The organism is Actinomadura sp. (assembly GCF_044508335.1).
Lineage (GTDB): Bacteria > Actinomycetota > Actinomycetes > Streptosporangiales > Streptosporangiaceae > Spirillospora.
On sequence record NZ_JBIQHY010000066.1, the window covers coordinates 1 to 17080 of the forward strand.

The 17080-nt window shown below is 73.4% G+C and carries 17 protein-coding genes; 11 read left to right on the forward strand and 6 right to left on the reverse strand.

Translation table 11 applies throughout. The features are described 5' to 3' along the window. The first annotated feature begins 33 nt into the window (after positions 1–33). From ACIWVC_RS21430 to lipB, 7 genes are all read left to right on the forward strand, one after another. A complete protein-coding gene (locus tag ACIWVC_RS21430; RefSeq protein ID WP_396454477.1) occupies positions 34–177 on the forward strand; it encodes an adenosylcobinamide-GDP ribazoletransferase in 144 nt (47 codons plus the stop codon). Positions 178–209: 32 nt separating this feature from the next. Next, positions 210–1742 (forward strand): leucyl aminopeptidase, encoded by a 1533-nt coding sequence (locus ACIWVC_RS21435; protein WP_396453178.1) that lies wholly within the window; start codon positions 210–212, stop codon positions 1740–1742. A 145-nt stretch (positions 1743–1887) separates the two neighbouring features. Beyond that, the gene (lpdA, locus tag ACIWVC_RS21440; RefSeq protein ID WP_396453176.1) at positions 1888–3282 is read left to right on the forward strand and encodes a dihydrolipoyl dehydrogenase; all 1395 of its coding nucleotides are present in this window, start codon (positions 1888–1890) and stop codon (positions 3280–3282) included. Between the two features lie 35 nt (positions 3283–3317). Next, a complete protein-coding gene (gene sucB / locus ACIWVC_RS21445; RefSeq protein ID WP_396454469.1) occupies positions 3318–4817 on the forward strand; it encodes a 2-oxoglutarate dehydrogenase, E2 component, dihydrolipoamide succinyltransferase in 1500 nt (499 codons plus the stop codon). A gap of 143 nt (positions 4818–4960) precedes the next feature. Beyond that, on the forward strand, positions 4961–5848 hold the full coding sequence (locus ACIWVC_RS21450; protein WP_396449855.1) for a TIGR01777 family oxidoreductase: 888 nt from the start codon (positions 4961–4963) through the stop codon (positions 5846–5848). An 85-nt stretch (positions 5849–5933) separates the two neighbouring features. Then, positions 5934–6671 carry a Type 1 glutamine amidotransferase-like domain-containing protein gene (locus ACIWVC_RS21455; protein WP_396449856.1) on the forward strand — a complete coding sequence of 246 codons (738 nt, stop codon included), beginning with the start codon at positions 5934–5936 and terminating at the stop codon, positions 6669–6671. Positions 6672–6712: 41 nt separating this feature from the next. After that, on the forward strand, positions 6713–7411 hold the full coding sequence (gene lipB / locus ACIWVC_RS21460; RefSeq protein ID WP_396449857.1) for a lipoyl(octanoyl) transferase LipB: 699 nt from the start codon (positions 6713–6715) through the stop codon (positions 7409–7411). Between the two features lie 16 nt (positions 7412–7427). Here lipB and ACIWVC_RS21465 read toward each other — a convergent pair whose 3' ends face one another. Then, positions 7428–7928 carry a DUF1877 family protein gene (locus ACIWVC_RS21465; protein ID WP_396449858.1) on the reverse strand — a complete coding sequence of 167 codons (501 nt, stop codon included), beginning with the start codon at positions 7926–7928 and terminating at the stop codon, positions 7428–7430. A gap of 220 nt (positions 7929–8148) precedes the next feature. Here ACIWVC_RS21465 and lipA point away from each other — a divergent pair, with 220 nt between their 5' ends. Together lipA and ACIWVC_RS21475 are read left to right on the forward strand one after the other, a co-directional pair. Then, positions 8149–9075: a lipoyl synthase gene (gene lipA, locus ACIWVC_RS21470; protein ID WP_396449859.1), complete on the forward strand. Its 927-nt coding sequence runs from the start codon at positions 8149–8151 to the stop codon at positions 9073–9075. A 45-nt stretch (positions 9076–9120) separates the two neighbouring features. Next, a complete protein-coding gene (locus ACIWVC_RS21475; RefSeq protein ID WP_396449860.1) occupies positions 9121–9816 on the forward strand; it encodes a DUF4191 domain-containing protein in 696 nt (231 codons plus the stop codon). A gap of 64 nt (positions 9817–9880) precedes the next feature. On the opposite strand, the gene ACIWVC_RS21480 is transcribed toward ACIWVC_RS21475, so the two are convergent. Beyond that, positions 9881–10375: an RDD family protein gene (locus ACIWVC_RS21480; RefSeq protein ID WP_396449861.1), complete on the reverse strand. Its 495-nt coding sequence runs from the start codon at positions 10373–10375 to the stop codon at positions 9881–9883. A gap of 154 nt (positions 10376–10529) precedes the next feature. Between ACIWVC_RS21480 and glnA the strand changes: the two genes are divergently transcribed. Further along, positions 10530–11954, forward strand: a complete 1425-nt coding sequence (gene glnA, locus ACIWVC_RS21485; protein WP_396449862.1) for a type I glutamate--ammonia ligase — start codon at positions 10530–10532, stop codon at positions 11952–11954. Between the two features lie 85 nt (positions 11955–12039). Here glnA and ACIWVC_RS21490 read toward each other — a convergent pair whose 3' ends face one another. Further along, a complete protein-coding gene (locus ACIWVC_RS21490) occupies positions 12040–12870 on the reverse strand; it encodes a helix-turn-helix transcriptional regulator (RefSeq protein ID WP_396449863.1) in 831 nt (276 codons plus the stop codon). Positions 12871–13016: 146 nt separating this feature from the next. Between ACIWVC_RS21490 and ACIWVC_RS21495 the strand changes: the two genes are divergently transcribed. Further along, positions 13017–13796, forward strand: a complete 780-nt coding sequence (locus ACIWVC_RS21495) for an SDR family NAD(P)-dependent oxidoreductase (protein WP_396449864.1) — start codon at positions 13017–13019, stop codon at positions 13794–13796. A gap of 7 nt (positions 13797–13803) precedes the next feature. Here the strand turns inward: ACIWVC_RS21495 and ACIWVC_RS21500 are convergent, their stop codons facing one another. From ACIWVC_RS21500 to ACIWVC_RS21510, 3 genes are read right to left on the reverse strand one after another with little or no spacing between them, the layout of a single operon-like run. After that, positions 13804–15468, reverse strand: coding sequence for a class I adenylate-forming enzyme family protein (locus tag ACIWVC_RS21500; protein ID WP_396454470.1), 1665 nt, complete (start codon positions 15466–15468; stop codon positions 13804–13806). A gap of 19 nt (positions 15469–15487) precedes the next feature. Continuing rightward, positions 15488–16297, reverse strand: a complete 810-nt coding sequence (locus tag ACIWVC_RS21505; protein ID WP_396449866.1) for an enoyl-CoA hydratase/isomerase family protein — start codon at positions 16295–16297, stop codon at positions 15488–15490. A gap of 15 nt (positions 16298–16312) precedes the next feature. Next, on the reverse strand, positions 16313–17059 hold the full coding sequence (locus ACIWVC_RS21510; RefSeq protein WP_396454471.1) for an SDR family NAD(P)-dependent oxidoreductase: 747 nt from the start codon (positions 17057–17059) through the stop codon (positions 16313–16315). Positions 17060–17080: the final 21 nt, after the last annotated feature.

Sequence of the window (17080 nt, forward strand, 5' to 3'; positions counted from 1 at the left end):
GGGCCGGGCGGAGCCGCGCACGCCGCGGCCGCGGTGCTCGCCGGCCTCGCCGCGGCGCTGGTGCTGCTCCGGCACGCCGTCCGCCGCCTGGGCGGCGTCACCGGCGACGTCCTCGGCGCGCTGGTGGAGACCGCCGGCACGGCCGCGCTCGTCGTCCTCGCCGCCCCGGCCGGCTGAGCCGCCGGTCCGCCGGGTCGCCGGCGCCGGCAATGCTTGATCCAAAAGGACGAAACCGGTCACCGGGAGGACTAACATCGTGCTACGTGACGAGCATCAGCCTTGACAGCGCACCCCTGGCCAGCCTCGACGCCGACGCGATCGTGATCGGCGTCTCCCCGGACGGGGAGGGCGCCGCACCGGCCGCCGGCGCGGCGGACCTCGACCGCGCGATGGACGGCCGCCTCGCGGACGCGCTGACCGCGCTCGGCGCCACCGGCAAGGCCGGGGAGATCACCCGGCTGCCGTCGCTCGGCGCCGTCCCCGCCAAGGTGATCGTCGCCGCCGGGCTGGGCGCCGACCCGACCGCCGAAGACCTGCGCCGCGCCGCGGGCGCCGCCCTCCGGTCCCTCGCCGGCACCGCGCGGGCCGCCGTCGCGCTGCCCGCCGAGACCGCCGAGAGCGTGGAGGCCGTCGCGCTGGGCGCGCTGCTCGGCGCCTACTCGTTCGACGCCTACCGCAACGGCGAGGGCCGCAAGGCCCCCGTCGAGGAGATCCGGCTGCTGGCGCCCGCGGCCGAGGAGGCCGCCGTCGAGCGCGCCCGGACGCTCGCCGCGTCGGTGAAGCTCGTCCGCGACCTGGTCAACACCCCGCCGTCGCACCTGACGCCCGAAGACCTCGCCGCCGAGGCCGGGCGGGTCGCCGCCGAGGCCGGCCTCGGCATCGAGGTGCTGGACGAGAAGGCGCTCGTGGAGGGCGGCTACGGCGGCATCGCGGGCGTCGGGCAGGGCTCGGTGAACCCGCCGCGGCTGGTCCGGCTCGCCTACTCCCACGCCGAGGCGTCCCGGACGCTCGCGCTCGTCGGCAAGGGCATCACGTTCGACTCCGGCGGCCTGTCCCTCAAGCCGACCGACGCGATGGACTGGATGAAGTCCGACATGGGCGGCGCCGCCGCCGTGCTCGGCGCGCTCGCCGCCATCGCCGAGCTCGGCCCGAAGGTCAACGTCGTCGGCTACCTCGCGATCGCCGAGAACATGCCGAGCGGCACCGCGCAGCGCCCGTCCGACGTGCTGCGCATCTACGGCGGCAAGACGGTGGAGGTCCTCAACACCGACGCCGAGGGGCGGCTCGTCATGGCCGACGCCCTCGTCCGCGCCGGCGAGGACTCCCCCGACCTGATCGTCGACGTCGCCACGCTCACCGGCGCGCAGCTCGTCGCGCTCGGCACCCGCACCGCCGGCGTCATGGCCAACGACGACGACGTCCGCGCGAAGGTCGTCGCGGCGGCCGAGCGCGCCGGCGAACCGTCGTGGGGCATGCCGCTGCCCGCGGAGCTGCGCAAGGGCCTCGACTCGTCGGTCGCCGACATCGCCAACATCAGCGGCGAGCGGTGGGGCGGCATGCTGGTCGCCGGGACGTTCCTGAAGGAGTTCGTGCCGGAGGGCGTCAAGTGGGCGCATCTGGACATCGCGGGCCCGTCGTTCAACAAGGGCGAGCCGTACGGGTACACGCCGAAGGGCGGCACGGGAGCCGCGACGCGCACGCTGGTGCAGATCGCCGAGGACGTCGCCGCGGGAATTCTGTAGCGAACCCCGCCGCTGTCACCCGGCGGAGAACACAATAGGTTTCTCATGGCGGCGGGGGCCCGGGTGACGGTGCGCCCCGCCCCGCCCTGAGGGCCAGGGCGCCGCGGTCCACGCCGGCGCCACGACAGGGGAAAGGGAGCGTCCAGTGGCCAACAGCGGCCCCTTCGACATCGTCGTCCTGGGAGCCGGCAGCGGCGGTTACGCGTGCGCGCTGCGCGCCGCCGAGCTCGGCAGGTCGGTCGCGCTCATCGAGCGGGACGAGACACTCGGCGGCACGTGCCTCAACCGCGGGTGCATCCCCACCAAGGCGCTGCTGCACGCGGCCGAGGTGGCGGACCAGTCCCGCGAGGCGGCGAAGTTCGGCGTCCGGACCACGTTCGAGGGCATCGACGTCGCCGGCGTGAACGCCTACAAGGACAAGGTCGTGTCCACGACCGTCAAGGGCCTCACCGGGCTGATCAAGTCCCGGGGCATCGAGATCGTGCACGGCACCGGCCGGCTGACGGGCCCGACCTCGGTCGAGGTCACCGCGCCGGACGGGCAGACCACCGTCATCGAGGGCGGGCACATCGTCCTCGGCACCGGATCGCAGCCGAAGACGCTGCCCGGCCTGGAGATCGACGGCGAGCGCGTCATCTCCAGCGACCACGCGCTGCGGCTGGAGCACGTCCCGGCCTCCGTCGTCATCCTCGGCGGCGGCGTCATCGGCGTCGAGTTCGCCAGCGTGTGGCGCTCGTTCGGCGCCGAGGTGACGATCGTGGAGGCCCTGCCGCACCTGCTGCCGCTGGAGGAGGAGTCCAGCTCCAAGCGGCTGGAGCGCGCGTTCCGCAAGCGCGGCATCAAGTTCGAGGTCGGCACCCGGTTCGAGGGCGCCAAGACGACGCAGGGCGGCATCTCCGTCACCCTGGAGGGCGGCAAGACCGTCGACGCCGAGCTGCTGCTCGTCGCGGTGGGCCGCGGCCCGGTCTCCGACGGCATCGGGCTGGCCGAGGCCGGCGTCGAGACCGAGCGCGGGTTCGTCAAGGTGGACGAGTACTGCCGGACGAACGTCCCCACGATCTCGGCGGTCGGCGACCTCATCCAGACGCCGCAGCTCGCGCACGTCGGCTTCGCCGAGGGCATCCTCGTCGCCGAGCGGCTGAGCGGGCTCGCCCCGGCGCCGATCGACTACGACGGCGTGCCCCGCATCACCTACTCCGACCCCGAGGTGGCCTCGGTCGGCATCACGTCCGCGGTGGCCCGCGAGCGCGGGCACCAGATCAAGGAGTTCACCTACGACCTGGCCGGCAACCCCAAGAGCAAGATCCTGGGGACGCAGGGCGAGGTGAAGGTGATCGCCTCCGTGGACGGTCCCGTCCTCGGCCTGCACATGGTCGGCGCGCGCGTCGGCGAGCTCATCGCGGAGGGCCAGCTCATCTACAACTGGGAGGCCCTGCCGGGCGAGGTCGCCCAGCTGATCCACCCCCACCCGACCCAGTCCGAGGCGGTCGGCGAGGCCCACCTCGCCCTCGCCGGCAAACCACTGCACGTGCACGGCTGAACGCCGCACCAGTCATACGAAGGAGTCGCTGAGACATGCCGGTCTCCGTCACCATGCCCCAGCTCGGCGAGAGCGTCACCGAGGGCACCGTCACCCGCTGGCTCAAGAAGGAGGGCGAGCGCGTCGAGACCGACGAGCCGCTCCTCGAGGTGTCCACCGACAAGGTCGACACCGAGATCCCCTCGCCCGCCTCGGGCATCCTGACCAGCATCACCGTCGCCGAGGACGAGACCGTCGAGGTCGGCGCCGAGCTGGCGGTCATCGGCGACGAGGGGGACGCGCCGTCCGGCGGCGGCGCCCCCGCCGCCGCGGAGCAGGCCCCGCCCGCCCAGGAGGCGCCGGCCCCGCCGGCTCCCCCGCAGGCGCCGCCGCAGCCGGAGGCCCCGCAGCAGCAGGCGCCGCCGCCCGCCGCGTGGCCGCCGCCCGCGCAGCAGCAGCCCCCGGCCCCGCCCGCCCCGCCGGCTCCTCCGGCCGCGCCGCAGCAGGCGCCGGGGCAGCCCGCCCCGCAGGCGCCCGAGCCCGCCCCCGCGGGCCGGGCGCAGCCGGAGGCGCCGTCCGGCGAGGGCCCGTACGTCACGCCGCTGGTGCGCAAGCTCGCCGCCGAGCACAACGTCGACCTCGGCACGGTGAAGGGCACCGGCGTGGGCGGCCGCATCCGCAAGCAGGACGTCCTGGAGGCCGCCCGCGCGGCGCAGCAGGCCGCCCAGCAGCAGGCCGCCGCGCCCGCCCCGGCCCCCGCCGCGCCGCAGGCCCCCGTCGGCCGACACGCCGCCCCGGCGCCCGCCGGCGCCCCCGCCGAGCAGCTCGCGCTGCGCGGCCGCACCGAGAAGATGTCCCGGATGCGGCAGACGATCGCGCGCCGCATGGTGGAGTCGCTGCAGGTGTCCGCGCAGCTCACCACCGTGGTCGAGGTGGACATCACCAAGATCGCGCGGCTGCGCGAGCAGGCGAAGGCCGACTTCGAGGCCCGCGAGGGCGTCAAGCTGTCGTTCCTGCCGTTCTTCGCGCAGGCGGCGGTCGAGGCGCTCAAGGCGCACCCGAAGCTGAACGCGGTCATCAACAGCGAGACCAACGAGGTCACCTACCACGACGTCGAGAACCTCGGCATCGCGGTGGACGTCCCCGAGCGCGGCCTGATGGTCCCGGTCGTGCACAACGCGGGCCAGCTGAACCTCGGCGGCCTCGCGCAGCGGATCGCCGACCTCGCCGAGCGGACCCGCGGCGGCAACGTCAGCCCGGACGAGCTGGCCGGCGGCACGTTCACGCTGACCAACACCGGCAGCCGCGGCGCGCTGTTCGACACCCCGATCCTCAACCAGCCGCAGGTCGGCATGCTCGGCACCGGCTCGGTGGTGAAGCGCCCGGCCGTCATCGACGACCCGGAGCTGGGCGAGGTCATCGCGGTCCGGTCGATGGTCTACCTGGCGCTGACCTACGACCACCGGCTGATCGACGGCGCGGACGCCGCCCGCTTCCTCGCCACGGTGAAGCACCGCCTGGAGGAGGGCAACTTCGAGGCCGACCTCGGGCTCTAGCACTCCTTCCGCGGTACTCCTCCCGCCCGGCGGTACCCCCGCCGCGCCGCCACGGCGCGGCGGGGGTACCGCGCGTCCGGGGAAACGCGGAACCCGGCTGAGAATCTCAGCAACCGGTGGCGCCGTCCGCCTAGGGTGGGGACATGAGGGTCACCGTCACGGGCTCGTCGGGCCTCATCGGCTCGGCGCTGGTGAAGTCATTGCGGGAGGACGGCCACGACGTCGTCCGGCTGGTGCGCAGGGAGCCGGAGCGGGACGACGAGGCGCGCTGGTCCCCCGCCGACGGATGCGTCGACAAGGACTCCCTGGAGGGCGCGGACGCCGTCGTGCACCTGGCGGGCGCCGCAGTCGGCGACCGGCCGTGGACGAAGGCGTACCGGCAGAAGATCCGGGACAGCCGGGTGGTCGGCACCCGGACGCTCGCCGAGGCGATCGCGGCGGCGAACCCGCGGCCCCGCGTCCTCGTGTGCGGGTCGGCGATCGGCTACTACGGCGACACCGGCGGCCGCGAGGTGGACGAGAAGTCCCCCATGGGGCGGGGGTTCCTCGCGGCGCTCGTCCGCGACTGGGAGGCCGCGGCCGCCCCGGCGCGGGACGCGGGCGTCCGGCTCGTCCTGCCGCGCACCGGGGTGGTGCTGACCCCCGACGGGGGTCTGCTCGGGCGGACGCTGCCGCTGTTCCGGCTCGGGCTGGGCGCGCGGCTCGGCGACGGACGGCAGTGGACGAGCTGGATCTCCATCGCCGACCAGATCGCGGCGCTGCGGTTCCTCATCGACCACGAGATCGACGGGCCGGTCAACCTCACCGCGCCGAACCCGGTGACGAACGAGGAGTACACGCGGGCGCTCGGCCGCGTCCTGCACCGGCCGGCGCGGCTGGCGGTGCCGCGGTTCGCGCTGCGCGCGGCGCTGCGCGGGTTCGCCGACGAGGGGCCGCTGATCAGCCAGCGGGCGCTGCCGCGCCGGCTGGGCGAGGCCGGCTTCCGGTTCGCCCACGAGCACGTGGACGAGGCTCTCGCCGCCGTCCTGTGAGCCCCAAGATTCGTCAAAGTCCCGGCCGGCCCCATTCGGTAGCCATACGGTGACATTGGGACAGCTCGGCTCAAGAGGAGGGCGAATGAGCACCGACGGACAGCCGCACATCCTCGCGATCGGCGGGGGCACGTTCGTGCCGGACGGCCGGGGCGGCATCGCCCCGAGCCCGCTGCTGCGCTACGCGTTCGACCTGACCGGGCAGGACCGGCCCCGGGTCTGCTTCCTGGCGACGGCCGTCGGCGACGCCGCGGAGTACGTGTCGCGCTTCTACGCGGCGTTCTCCTCGATGGACGCCGAGGTCAGCCATCTGGCGCTCTTCCCCATGCCGAACGTCCAGGACGTCCGGGCCCACCTCCTCACCCAGGACCTCGTGTACGTGTCGGGCGGCAGCGTCGCGAACCTCCTCGCCCTGTGGCGGCTGCACGGGCTCGACGCGATCATGCGGGAGGCGTGGCAGGAGGGCGTCGTGCTGTCCGGGCAGAGCGCGGGCGCGCTGTGCTGGCACGCCGGCGGCAACACCGACTCGTTCGGGCCGGAGCTCACCCCGATGACCGACGGCCTCGGCCTGCTGCCGTACTCGTGCGGCGTGCACTACGACAGCGAGCCGCAGCGGCGGCCGCTGCTGCAGCAGCTCGTCGGCGCGGGGACGCTGCCGGGCGGGTACGCGGCCGACGAGTCCGTGGCGCTGCACTACGTGGGGACCGAGTTCGTCCAGGCCGTCTCCTACCGGCAGGAGGCGGGCGCCTACCGCATCGAGCCGGACGGGCCGGGGAAGGCGAAGGAGACCCGGCTGGAGCCGCGCCTGCTCGCCGCGCTCTGACCGCGTCGGCTACCCGCCGGTAGGCGGCATAAGCTGGCCGGGTGAGCGATGTGGATGTGGACGTACGCGAGCTGGTGGTGGTGCACGCGGGGTTCGGCGCGGCGGCCGTCCCCTACGAGGCCGGCTGGGACCTGCAGAAGCGCACCCACGCGCTGCGGGTGGACGACGCCATTCCCGACACCGTCCTGCTGATGGAGCATCAGCCGGTCTACACGGCGGGCAAGCGGACCGAGGCGCTCGACCGCCCGTTCGGCGACCCGGGCGCCCCCGTGATCGACGTCGACCGCGGCGGCAAGATCACCTGGCACGGCCCGGGGCAGCTCACCGGCTACCCGATCGTCCGGCTGCCCGATCCCGTCGACGTCGTCGGCTACGTGCGGCTGCTGGAGCAGATGATGATGGACGTCTGCGCCGACCTGGGCCTGGAGACCGTCACGGTGGAGGGCCGCAGCGGGCTGTGGGTGCCCGGCGCCCCCGACCGCAAGATCGGCTCCATCGGGATCCGGGTGGCGCGGGGCGTGGCGATGCACGGCTTCATGCTCAACTGCGACAACGACATGGGCTGGTTCGACAAGATCGTGGCCTGCGGGATCCGGGACGTGGGGTCCACGAACCTCAGCCGGGAACTCGGCCGCGACGTCACCGTCGCCGAAGTCGTCCCGCTGGTCGAGCGGCACCTCGCCGCGGCGCTGGGCGCGGAGGAGACGTTCCACCGCACCACCGCGCAGCTCGGCGTGTAGAAGAGCGCGCGGGGCGCTAGGCCATGACCTTGTAGACGGCCTGGCCCTCGGCGGCGGCCGCCTTGAAGAACTCCGCCAGGCCCTCGTAGGCGGGCTTGAGGACCTTGTCGCGGGCGGCGCCGTCCAGCCGCTGCGCGTCCTGCACGCCGGCCTTGCCCATCGCCGCCGGGTCGTACCGCCCGGCCACCTTGCCGAACGGCGTCGCGGCCAGGTGGTCCGCGGTGGGCTTCACCCGGTCCGGCGCGAGGTAGATGACGTCCATGCCCAGCTCGTCGGCGCCGTCCTCGGTGAGGAGCCGACCGCCGCACACGACGTCCGCCTCCGGCTGCCGCCCGTCCCACGGGTCGCCGGTGACGAGGTAGTGCATCGCCTGCCACGCCCAGCCGAGCTCGAACAGTCCCGACGCGCCGCGGCGGCGCCAGTCGGCGGCACCGAAGATGTGGCGGGCGATGCGGCCGGGATCCGGCTCCCCCTCCAGCACCGGCGGCACCCTGAGGTACGACATTGCCAGACCCACTGCGGTCCTCCTGCTAACGCTGTTGCGTGACGACAGGGAGTCACCCTAGAGAGATCCACTGTGGAGCATGGCCGAAACACGCGAATACGCCAGTCGAACGGGGTACTGTCATACGTTCGAGATCGCTCCGATACGGCATTGAGGCCCTGCCCGCCGGGGGGCCGCGGGAGCGGCCGGGCCCCGTGTGCCGCACCGGAGATCGCGACGTAGTCTGGGATGCGTGACGACGGTGACACCTGAGGGGCGCAAGCTCCTGCGCGTCGAGGCGCGCAACAGCCAGACCCCGATCGAGCGCAAGCCCGACTGGATCAAGACCCGGCTGAAGATGGGCCCGCAGTACCGCGAGCTCAGCGGCCTGGTGAAATCCGAGGGTTTGCACACGGTGTGCCAGGAGGCCGGCTGCCCCAACATCTACGAATGCTGGGAGGACCGGGAGGCCACGTTCCTGATCGGCGGCGACCAGTGCACCCGGCGCTGCGACTTCTGCCAGATCGCCACCGGCCGGCCGGAGCCGCTCGACCGGGACGAGCCGCGCCGCGTCGCCGAGTCCGTCGCGAAGATGGGCCTGAAGTACGCGACCGTCACCGGCGTCACCCGCGACGACCTGGAGGACGGCGGCGCCTGGCTGTACGCGGAGACCGTGCGGCAGATCCACGCGGCCATCCCCGGCTGCGGCGTCGAGCTGCTCATCCCCGACTTCAACAACGACCCGGAGCAGCTCGCCGAGGTGTTCTCCTCCCGGCCCGAGGTGCTCGCGCACAACATCGAGACGGTTCCGCGGATCTTCAAGCGGATCCGGCCCGGGTTCCGCTACGAGCGGTCCCTGGAGGTCCTGGCCAACGCGCGCGAGGCCGGCCTGGTCACCAAGTCCAACCTGATCCTCGGCATGGGCGAGACCCGCGAGGAGATCTCGCAGGCGCTGCGCGACCTGCGCGACGCCGACTGCGAGCTCGTCACGATCACCCAGTACCTGCGGCCGAGCCCCCTCCACCACCCGGTCGAGCGGTGGGTGAAGCCGGAGGAGTTCGTGGAGCTGGCGGCGGAGGCGGAGGAGCTCGGCTTCGCGGGCGTCATGTCCGGGCCGCTCGTCCGGTCCAGCTACCGCGCCGGGCGCCTCTACAAGCAGGCGATCGAGGCGCGCGCCTAGCCGGGGATGTCGGGTCGGGCGGCTGACCCGACTATCCTTGGATTCATGTCGAAAAAGCCCACGGACGGTGCCCAGGAGCGTCCGGGCCGTCTCAAGCAGATCCGCATGGTCGCCCAGGTGCTCCGGCAGGCCGACCCGAAGGCGCTGCCGATCGTGTTCGCCTCGGCGCTCGGCACCCTGGTGGTCGTCATCGTCATCGGGCTGTTCGCCGGGCAGCTGTGGTTCTTCGTCCCCCTCGCGGTCCTGGCGGCGCTCGCGGTCGGCATGATCGTCTTCGGCCAGCTGGCGCAGCGCGCGCAGTACAAGGTGATCGCCGGGCAGCCGGGCGCGGCCGCCGCGATCCTGAAGAACATGCGCGGCAACTGGACGGTCACCGAGGCCGTGAGCGGCAACCGCAACCTCGACATGGTGCACCGCGCGGTGGGGCGCCCCGGCGTGGTGCTGGTGTCGGAGGGCCCCCGCAACCGCGTCGGCCAGCTGCTCGGCGCCGAGAAGAAGCGCATCTCCCGCGCCGCCCAGCAGGTGCCGATCTACGACGTGCAGGTCGGCGACGACGAGGGCCAGATCCCGGTCGACAAGCTGCAGCGCCACCTGATGAAGCTGCCCCGCAACCTCACCAAGGGGCAGGTCGCGGAGCTGAACGACCGGCTCCAGGCGCTGCCCCGCTCGATGCAGATGCCGAAGGGCCCGATCCCGCGGGGCGCGAAGATGCCCAGGGGCCCGAAGCCGAAGATGCGCTGAGAACGCCGTGCGAAGAGCGCCCCCGCGGGGGCGCTTTCTCGTGTCCGGCCGGCCGCCGGCCCGGCTAGATGTTGACGACGACCGTGCCGGCGGCGCGGTCGTGCAGGCCCCGGTAGTCGCGGTCCCAGAACAGCGCGGGCAGGACGAGGAGGAGCAGCAGCGTCCTGGCCAGGCCCAGGAGGAGGCCGGCGGGCCGCCCGTCCGGCCGGACGACGTGGATGCCGCAGAGCCGCTTGCCGATCGTCACGCCGAGGAGCGCGGTCAGCACCCACGCCTGGAGCCCGAAGATGAGCAGCGTCGCCAGGCTGCGCTCGGCCGCCTCCCAGCCGAGCCCGCGCGCCAGCAGGCTCGCGACCAGCATCGACAGCGCCCAGTCGACGAACAGCGCGACGAGCCGCCGGCCGTAGGAGGCGACGGCGCCGCTGCCGCTCTCCGGCAGCCCGAGCCGCTCGCCGGGCCGGCCGAGATCGGCGCCCGCGGCCCCCGCGCCGCTCAGCCACGTCTGCGTCCACCGGGGCGCACCCTGCCGGGGCGCGCCCTGCCCCTTGCCACCGCTCATGGCCTCTACGCTATCCCGCCCGCCGCGCCGTCCCGCCGCGGCTCCGCCCCACCATGGAGTGACGCGTAACACAGCGGAAACATATGGGACACGGCCGGGAAACGGCGCGGCCGTAGCTTTTCCGGGTAGCCGAGATGCGCCTTGAGGAGGCCGGATGTTCAGCAGCGCCGAAGAGGTCCTGAGCTATATCAGGAACGAGGACGTGCGGTTCGTCGACTGCCGGTTCGTGGACCTGCCCGGCAAGATGCAGCACTTCACGTTCCCGGTGGAGAGCTTCGGCGAGAGCGTCTTCACCGAGGGGCTGATGTTCGACGGCTCGTCCGTCCGCGGCTTCCAGGAGATCCACGAGTCGGACATGCTCCTGCTCCCGGACCCGACGACCGCCGTCGTCGACCCGTTCCGGCAGCACAAGACCCTGAACATGAACTTCTTCGTCCACGACCCCCTCACCGGGGAGCCGTACAGCCGCGACCCGCGCAACGTGGCGAAGAAGGCGCAGGACTACCTGCGCGGCACCGGCGTCGCCGACACCTGCTACTTCGGTCCCGAGGCCGAGTTCTACATCTTCGACGACGTCCGCTTCGAGACGCGGCAGAACGCCGGCTACTACTACCTCGACTCGGTCGAGGGCGCCTGGAACACCGGCCGCGAGGAGCCCGGCGGCAACCTCGGCGCCAAGCCCCCCTACAAGGGCGGCTACTTCCCCGTCCCGCCGATGGACCACTACACCGACCTCCGCTCGGAGATGGTGTCGCAGCTGCTGAACGTCGGCATCCACGTCGAGATGCAGCACCACGAGGTCGGCACCGCCGGCCAGGCCGAGATCGACTTCCGCTTCGACACCCTGCTGAAGACGGCCGACCAGCTGCTGCTCTACAAGTACATCGTCAAGAACGTGGCGCGAGCCGCCGGCAAGACCGTCACGTTCATGCCGAAGCCGATCTTCGGCGACAACGGCTCGGGCATGCACTGCCACCAGTCCCTCTGGAAGGACGGCGCGCCGCTGTTCTACGACGAGGTGGGCTACGCGGGCCTGTCCGACAACGCCCGCTACTACATCGGCGGCCTGCTGAAGCACGCCCCGTCCCTGCTGGCGTTCACGAACCCGACGGTGAACAGCTACCACCGGCTCGTCCCGGGCTTCGAGGCGCCGGTCAACCTGGTGTACTCGCAGCGCAACCGCTCGGCGTGCATCCGCGTCCCGATCACGGGCTCGAACCCGAAGGCCAAGCGCATCGAGTTCCGCGTGCCGGACCCGTCCTGCAACCCGTACCTGGCGTTCTCCGCCATGCTGATGGCGGGCCTGGACGGCATCCGCAACAAGATCGAGCCCGCCGAGCCGGTCGACAAGGACCTCTACGAGCTGCCGCCCGAGGAGGCCCGCGCGATCCCGCAGGTCCCCGGCTCCCTGCCGGAGGTCCTCGCGGCCCTGGAGGCCGACCACGACTACCTCCTCGAAGGCGGCGTCTTCACCCCGGACCTCATCGAGACCTGGATCACGATGAAGAACGAGTTCGAGATCGACCCGATCCGCCTCCGCCCGCACCCCCACGAGTTCGAGCTGTACTACGACATCTGATTTGGGGGCACGAGCGAGCCGGCCGGCGGGAACGCCGGCCGGCTCGCTCGTTTCGTCCCGGCGGGGCGCCGCCTGAGGCCGCGGGCTATCCGGTGAGCGCCCGCGTCCCGGTGACGGCGAGGAAGGCGAGGCGCTCGGCGTCCCGGCTGCCCGGCTCGGCCGTGTAGACCATGATGCGCAGGTCGCCGCCGGTGGCGGCGAGCACGTCGCAGTCCAGCGTGACGGCGCCGACCTCGGGGTGGTCGATGGTCTTGCGGGCGGACTCGTGCCGGCCGACGGCGCCGGACTCCCACAGCCGCCCGAACTCGGCGCTGCCCGCGCGCAGCTCGGAGACGAGCCGGCGCAGCCGCCGGTCGGCGGGGTAGCGGCCCGCCGTCGCGCGCAGGTCGGCGACCTGCGCGGCGCGCAGCGCGGCCAGGGACTCGGGGGTGTGGCGGACGCGGGTGCCCGCGCCGAGGAAGTTGCGCCGCACGGCGTTCCGCTCGCCGCCGTGCCGCTCCCCCATCAGCGCCGTGTACAGGGGGTTGGCGAGCAGCTCGGTCCAGATGGCGTCGAAGACCGCGACGGGGGTCGCGGTGAGCCGGTCCAGCATCCGCTGGACGCCGGGCGTGATGTACGCCGGGACCGTCTCCGGGCCGGGCGGGACGCGGCCGGCGAGCCGGAAGAGGTGGGCGCGCCCGTCCCGGCCGAGCCGCAGCGCCCGGGCGAGGGCCTCGACGACCTGCGTTGAGGGGTTGGCGGCCCGGCCCTGCTCCAGGCGGGTGATGTAGTCGACGGAGATCCCGGCGAGCTGGGCCAGCTCTTCGCGGCGCAGCCCCGCGGCGCGCCGCCTGCCGCCCTCCGGAAGGCCCACCGCGCCGGGCGGGACCTGGTCGCGCCAGCGCCGCAGGGCCGCGCCGAGTTCTGTCGTCGCCATGCCGACAGTGTCGCGCAGCGGCCGGGCGCGTGCCTGGTACCGGCGTTCCCATGAAAGCGGGTCCGCTTCCTGCACCGGCGTTTCCGCTCCAGTGTCGGGGCGTGACGGGGCCGCCGCGCGGCCCACCGGCTGGAAGGACAACGATCATGAGAGACCTCGCACTCGTCACCGGCGCCACGTCCGGGATCGGCAGGGCGTTCGCCGCGCGCCTCGCCGCCGGCGGCCACGACCTGGTGATCGTCGGACGGCGGCGGGAGCGCCTGGAGGAGTTCGCCGCCGCCTGCACCGGCGTCGAGGTCCGCCCCGTCGTGGCCGATCTGTCCACCGGCCGGGGCATCGACGCGGTCGCGCGGATCTGCGCGTCCGAGCCGCTGACCATGCTGGTGAACAACGCGGGCGTGGCCCACTACATGCCGCTCGCCGACCTGCCCGAGGACAAGGCCCGGGAGCTGGTCAACGTCAAGGTGCTCGCGCCCAGCCTGCTCACCCGCGCCGCCGTCGCGGGCATGCTGGACCGCGGCCGCGGCGCCGTCGTCAACGTGGCCGGCATGATCGCCTTCAGCGGTCCCGCGCCCGGCTCGGTGATGCCGCGCCGCGCGCTCTACGCCGGCGCGCTCGCCCACCTGGTGGCCATGTCCCAGACGCTCGGCGCCGAACTCGGCGGGACGGGCGTGCGGGTCGAGGTCGTCTGCCCCGGCGTGGTGGCCACCGAGTTCCACGAGCGCCAGGGCATCGACCTGAGCGCCCTGCCCCGCATGAGCGCCGACGACGTCGTCACCGCCGCCCTGCGGGGCCTGGACCTCGGCGAGGTCGTCTGCGCCCCCGGCGTGGAGGACGCCGCCCTCCTCGACACCGTCTTCGAGGCCGAGCTGGCGGCCTTCGCCGGGCAGAGCCCCGAGCTCGCGTCCCGCTACCGCGCCGGCTGACCCGCCGCTAGGGCGACACGGCGCCCGGGAGCGGGTCGAACAGGCCGTTCGCCATGTCCTCGACGGCCTGCTCGCGCGCCCGGTAGTGGATCTTCTTGCCGGTGGCGGTGAGCGGGAGCGCGTCCACGAACCGGTACGCGCGGGGGCGCTTGTACGGGGCGAGCATCGGGTGCTCGCGGCAGTGCCGGTCGCAGTCGGCGGCGGTCAGCGCGGCCCCCTCCGGCGTGTCCGCGGGGACGACGTAGGCGACGACCCGCTGCCCCCACTTCTCGTCGGGGACGCCCACCACGAGGCTGTCGGCGATGCCGGGGTGCCCGTTGAGGGCCTCCTCGACCTGGACGGGGTGCACGTTCTCCCCGCCAGAGATGATCATGTCGTCCTTGCGGCCGACGATCGTGACGTACTCGTCGGCGTCCCAGGTGGCGAGGTCGCCGATGTAGAGCCAGCCGCGGTGGAAGCGGCGGGCCTGGTGGTCCGGGGCGTTGGCGTACGCCTGCCCGCACTTGGGCGACCGGACGATCACCTCGCCGACCTCGGCGCCGTCGCGGGCGACGTGGTCGTCGGGTTCGGCGAGCCGGTCCTCGTAGACCCGGACCACCGCGACGTCGTCGTCGGTGCAGGCGCGGCCCGCGCTGCCCGCGTGCTCGGGCAGGTCGGCCGGGCGCAGGAAGGTGTTCCAGAACGCCTCGGTGGTGCCGTACCCGTTGAAGATCCGCGGGGTCAGGGTCTTCTGGTAGTGCAGGCACGCCTCGCGTTCCAGCGGCGCGCCCATGGTGACGATGCCGCGCAGGGTGGACAGGTCGCGGGGACGCTCGGTCTGCGCCCGCGCCAGCATCGCCAGGTTGGTCGGGGCGCCGATCAGGTAGGTCAGCCCGAGCGCCTCGACGAGGTCGAGGCAGCGGTCCGGGTCGAACACGCGCATCGGCACCACCTGCGCCCCGGCGTAGAAGACCGGGTTCGGGCCGCCGGAGTACAGGCCGCCGCGGTGGAACCACGGCGTCATGTTCAGCGTGCGGTCCTCGGGCGTGAGCGGGAAGTGCATGATCACGTCGTGCGCGGTGAACACCTCGGCGACGCTGTTCACCGGGACGCCCTTCGGCATGCCGGTGGTGCCGGACGTGTAGAGCCGGGTGGTCTCCGCCCAGGTCGACTCGGTGCCGGGGAGGGTTCGCGGTTCCGCGGCGTAGAGGTCGGCGAAGGGCACCGCGCCCGGCAGCGGCGTCCCGTCCCCGACGGCCGCGACCAGTGCGGGGCGGTGCTCGGCCCGCTCCAGCGCGGCGCTCACCTGGTCGGTGAACGCGGTGTCGTACACGAACACCCCGGGCCTGCTGTCGTCCAGCACGTAGGCGGTCTCCCCGGGGGCGAGCCGGAAGTTCACCGGGGAGCCGATCGCGCCGCACACCTGGGCGGCGAGGTAGAGCTGCGCGAACTCCGGGCCGTTGCAGAGCTGGTAGACGACGGTGTCGCCGCGCCCGGCGCCGGCGTCCGCCAGGCCGGTGGCCAGCCGGTCCACCAGGGCGCCGAGTTCGGCGTAGGTGAGGCCGGTACCGGTCGCGGGGTCGTGCAGGGCGGTGCGGCGCGCGTAGCGGTGGGTGTTGCGGCGGAAACCCGCGAGATAGGTGAACTCGTGCTCGAAGTAGCGGCGGTACGCGGTCGGATCGTAGCCCGTCATCGCTGCCCTCCTCGGGGCGTCAGGTGGTCATGGGCGGGGCTGACGGGAAGCGGGGAGCGCGCTTCTCACGGAGCGCTGCGGCGCCCTCGACGACGTCGGGGCCGAGGAAGCCGAGCATCTCGTAGGCGGCGGACTGCTCGAAGATCGGACCGGCCATGCGCAGCCAGCCGTTGAGGGAGCGCTTGGTCCAGCGGATCGCGGTCTGCGAGCCGGTCGCGAGGGCGTCGGCGACGCGCAGCGCCTCCGGCAGCACCTCCTCGCGGGGGACGGCCTTGCTGACCAGGCCGATCCGCTCGGCCTCGGCGCCGTCGATCATCTCCCCGGTCATCAGGTAGTAGCGGGCCTTGGCCATGCCGACCAGCAGCGGCCAGATGATCGCCGCGTGGTCGCCGGCGGCGACGCCGAGCTTCACGTGCCCGTCGCCGATCTTGGCCTCCCGGGCGCAGATGGAGATGTCGGCCATCAGCCCCACCACCGTCCCGGCGCCGACGGCGACCCCGTTGATCGCCGACACCACCGGCTTCTCGCAGTCGGCGATGTTGTAGACGAGGTCGCGCATCTCCCCCAGCATGTGCGCCACGCGGTCGTGGTCGCCGGTCATGCGCTCGACCATGCCGAGGTCCCCGCCCGCCGAGAACGCCTTGCCCGCGCCGGTCACCACCGCGACCCTGGTCTCCGGGTCGGCGGACACGTCCGTCCACACGCGCGCCAGCTCGGTGTGCATCCCCTCGTCGGCGGCGTTGTACTTCTCGGGCCGGTCCATGGTGATCAGCAGGACGCCGTTCGGCCGCCGCTCGAACCGCAGCTGCTCGTACTCCTCGTACTTCATCGGTCTTCCTCTCGGTCAGCTCATGGTGAGGCCGCCGCTGACGCTGACGGTCTGCCCGGTCACGAAGCCGGCCTCGTCCGACGCCAGGAACGCCACCACCGCGGCGATGTCGGCGGGCTCGGCCAGCCGGCGGAACGGTATCGCCCGGATGAGCGCCTCGCGCAGCCCGGGGTCGTCCCCGCCCATCGAGGCGAACAGCGCGGTGTCGGTGGGGCCGGGGCACACGCAGTTGACCCGCACCCGGTGCCGGGCGTGCTCGCGGGCGAGCGTCTTGGTGAACGCGATCACCCCGCCCTTGGCGGCGGAGTAGACCGCCTCCCCGGACGAGCCGACCCGCCCCGCGTCGGACCCGATGTTCACCACCGCGCCGGACTTCTGCGCCGCCATGACCGGCAGCACCGCGTGGCAGGCGTGCAGGACGCCGTAGAGGTTGACCGCCATGATCCGGTCCCAGTCGGCCGGGTCGGAGTCGACGAACCGGCCCGCCACGTCCCAGCCCGCGTTGTTGACGAGCACGTCGATGCGGCCGAGCCGCGCCCTGGCGTCCTCGACCATCGCGGCCACCGACTCCCGGGACGTGACGTCCGCGCGGAGCCCGAGCGCGTCCCCGCCGAGCCCGGCGGCGGTCTGCTTCGCGGCGGCCTCGTCGACGTCGGTGGCCGCGACCGCGGCGCCCTCGGCGGCGAGCTTCTCCGCGATCGCCCGCCCGATGCCCCGGCCCGCGCCGGTCACGATCGCGGTCTTGCCCTGCAGTCTTCCCATCGCTGGTCCTCACGGTCGGGG

What these genes read in the sequence shown, in the direction of transcription:
- ACIWVC_RS21435 (WP_396453178.1), top strand. Translation starts at nt 210, where the DNA reads ATGCTTGATCCAAAAGGACGAAACCGGTCACCGGGAGGACTAACATCG.
- sucB (WP_396454469.1), top strand. Translation starts at nt 3,318, where the DNA reads ATGCCGGTCTCCGTCACCATGCCCCAGCTCGGCGAGAGCGTCACCGAG.
- ACIWVC_RS21450 (WP_396449855.1), top strand. Translation starts at nt 4,961, where the DNA reads ATGAGGGTCACCGTCACGGGCTCGTCGGGCCTCATCGGCTCGGCGCTG.
- ACIWVC_RS21455 (WP_396449856.1), top strand. Translation starts at nt 5,934, where the DNA reads ATGAGCACCGACGGACAGCCGCACATCCTCGCGATCGGCGGGGGCACG.
- ACIWVC_RS21475 (WP_396449860.1), top strand. Translation starts at nt 9,121, where the DNA reads ATGTCGAAAAAGCCCACGGACGGTGCCCAGGAGCGTCCGGGCCGTCTC.
- ACIWVC_RS21480 (WP_396449861.1), bottom strand. Translation starts at nt 10,375, where the DNA reads ATGAGCGGTGGCAAGGGGCAGGGCGCGCCCCGGCAGGGTGCGCCCCGG.
- glnA (WP_396449862.1), top strand. Translation starts at nt 10,530, where the DNA reads ATGTTCAGCAGCGCCGAAGAGGTCCTGAGCTATATCAGGAACGAGGAC.
- ACIWVC_RS21490 (WP_396449863.1), bottom strand. Translation starts at nt 12,870, where the DNA reads ATGGCGACGACAGAACTCGGCGCGGCCCTGCGGCGCTGGCGCGACCAG.
- ACIWVC_RS21495 (WP_396449864.1), top strand. Translation starts at nt 13,017, where the DNA reads ATGAGAGACCTCGCACTCGTCACCGGCGCCACGTCCGGGATCGGCAGG.
- ACIWVC_RS21500 (WP_396454470.1), bottom strand. Translation starts at nt 15,468, where the DNA reads ATGACGGGCTACGATCCGACCGCGTACCGCCGCTACTTCGAGCACGAG.
- ACIWVC_RS21505 (WP_396449866.1), bottom strand. Translation starts at nt 16,297, where the DNA reads ATGAAGTACGAGGAGTACGAGCAGCTGCGGTTCGAGCGGCGGCCGAAC.
- ACIWVC_RS21510 (WP_396454471.1), bottom strand. Translation starts at nt 17,059, where the DNA reads ATGGGAAGACTGCAGGGCAAGACCGCGATCGTGACCGGCGCGGGCCGG.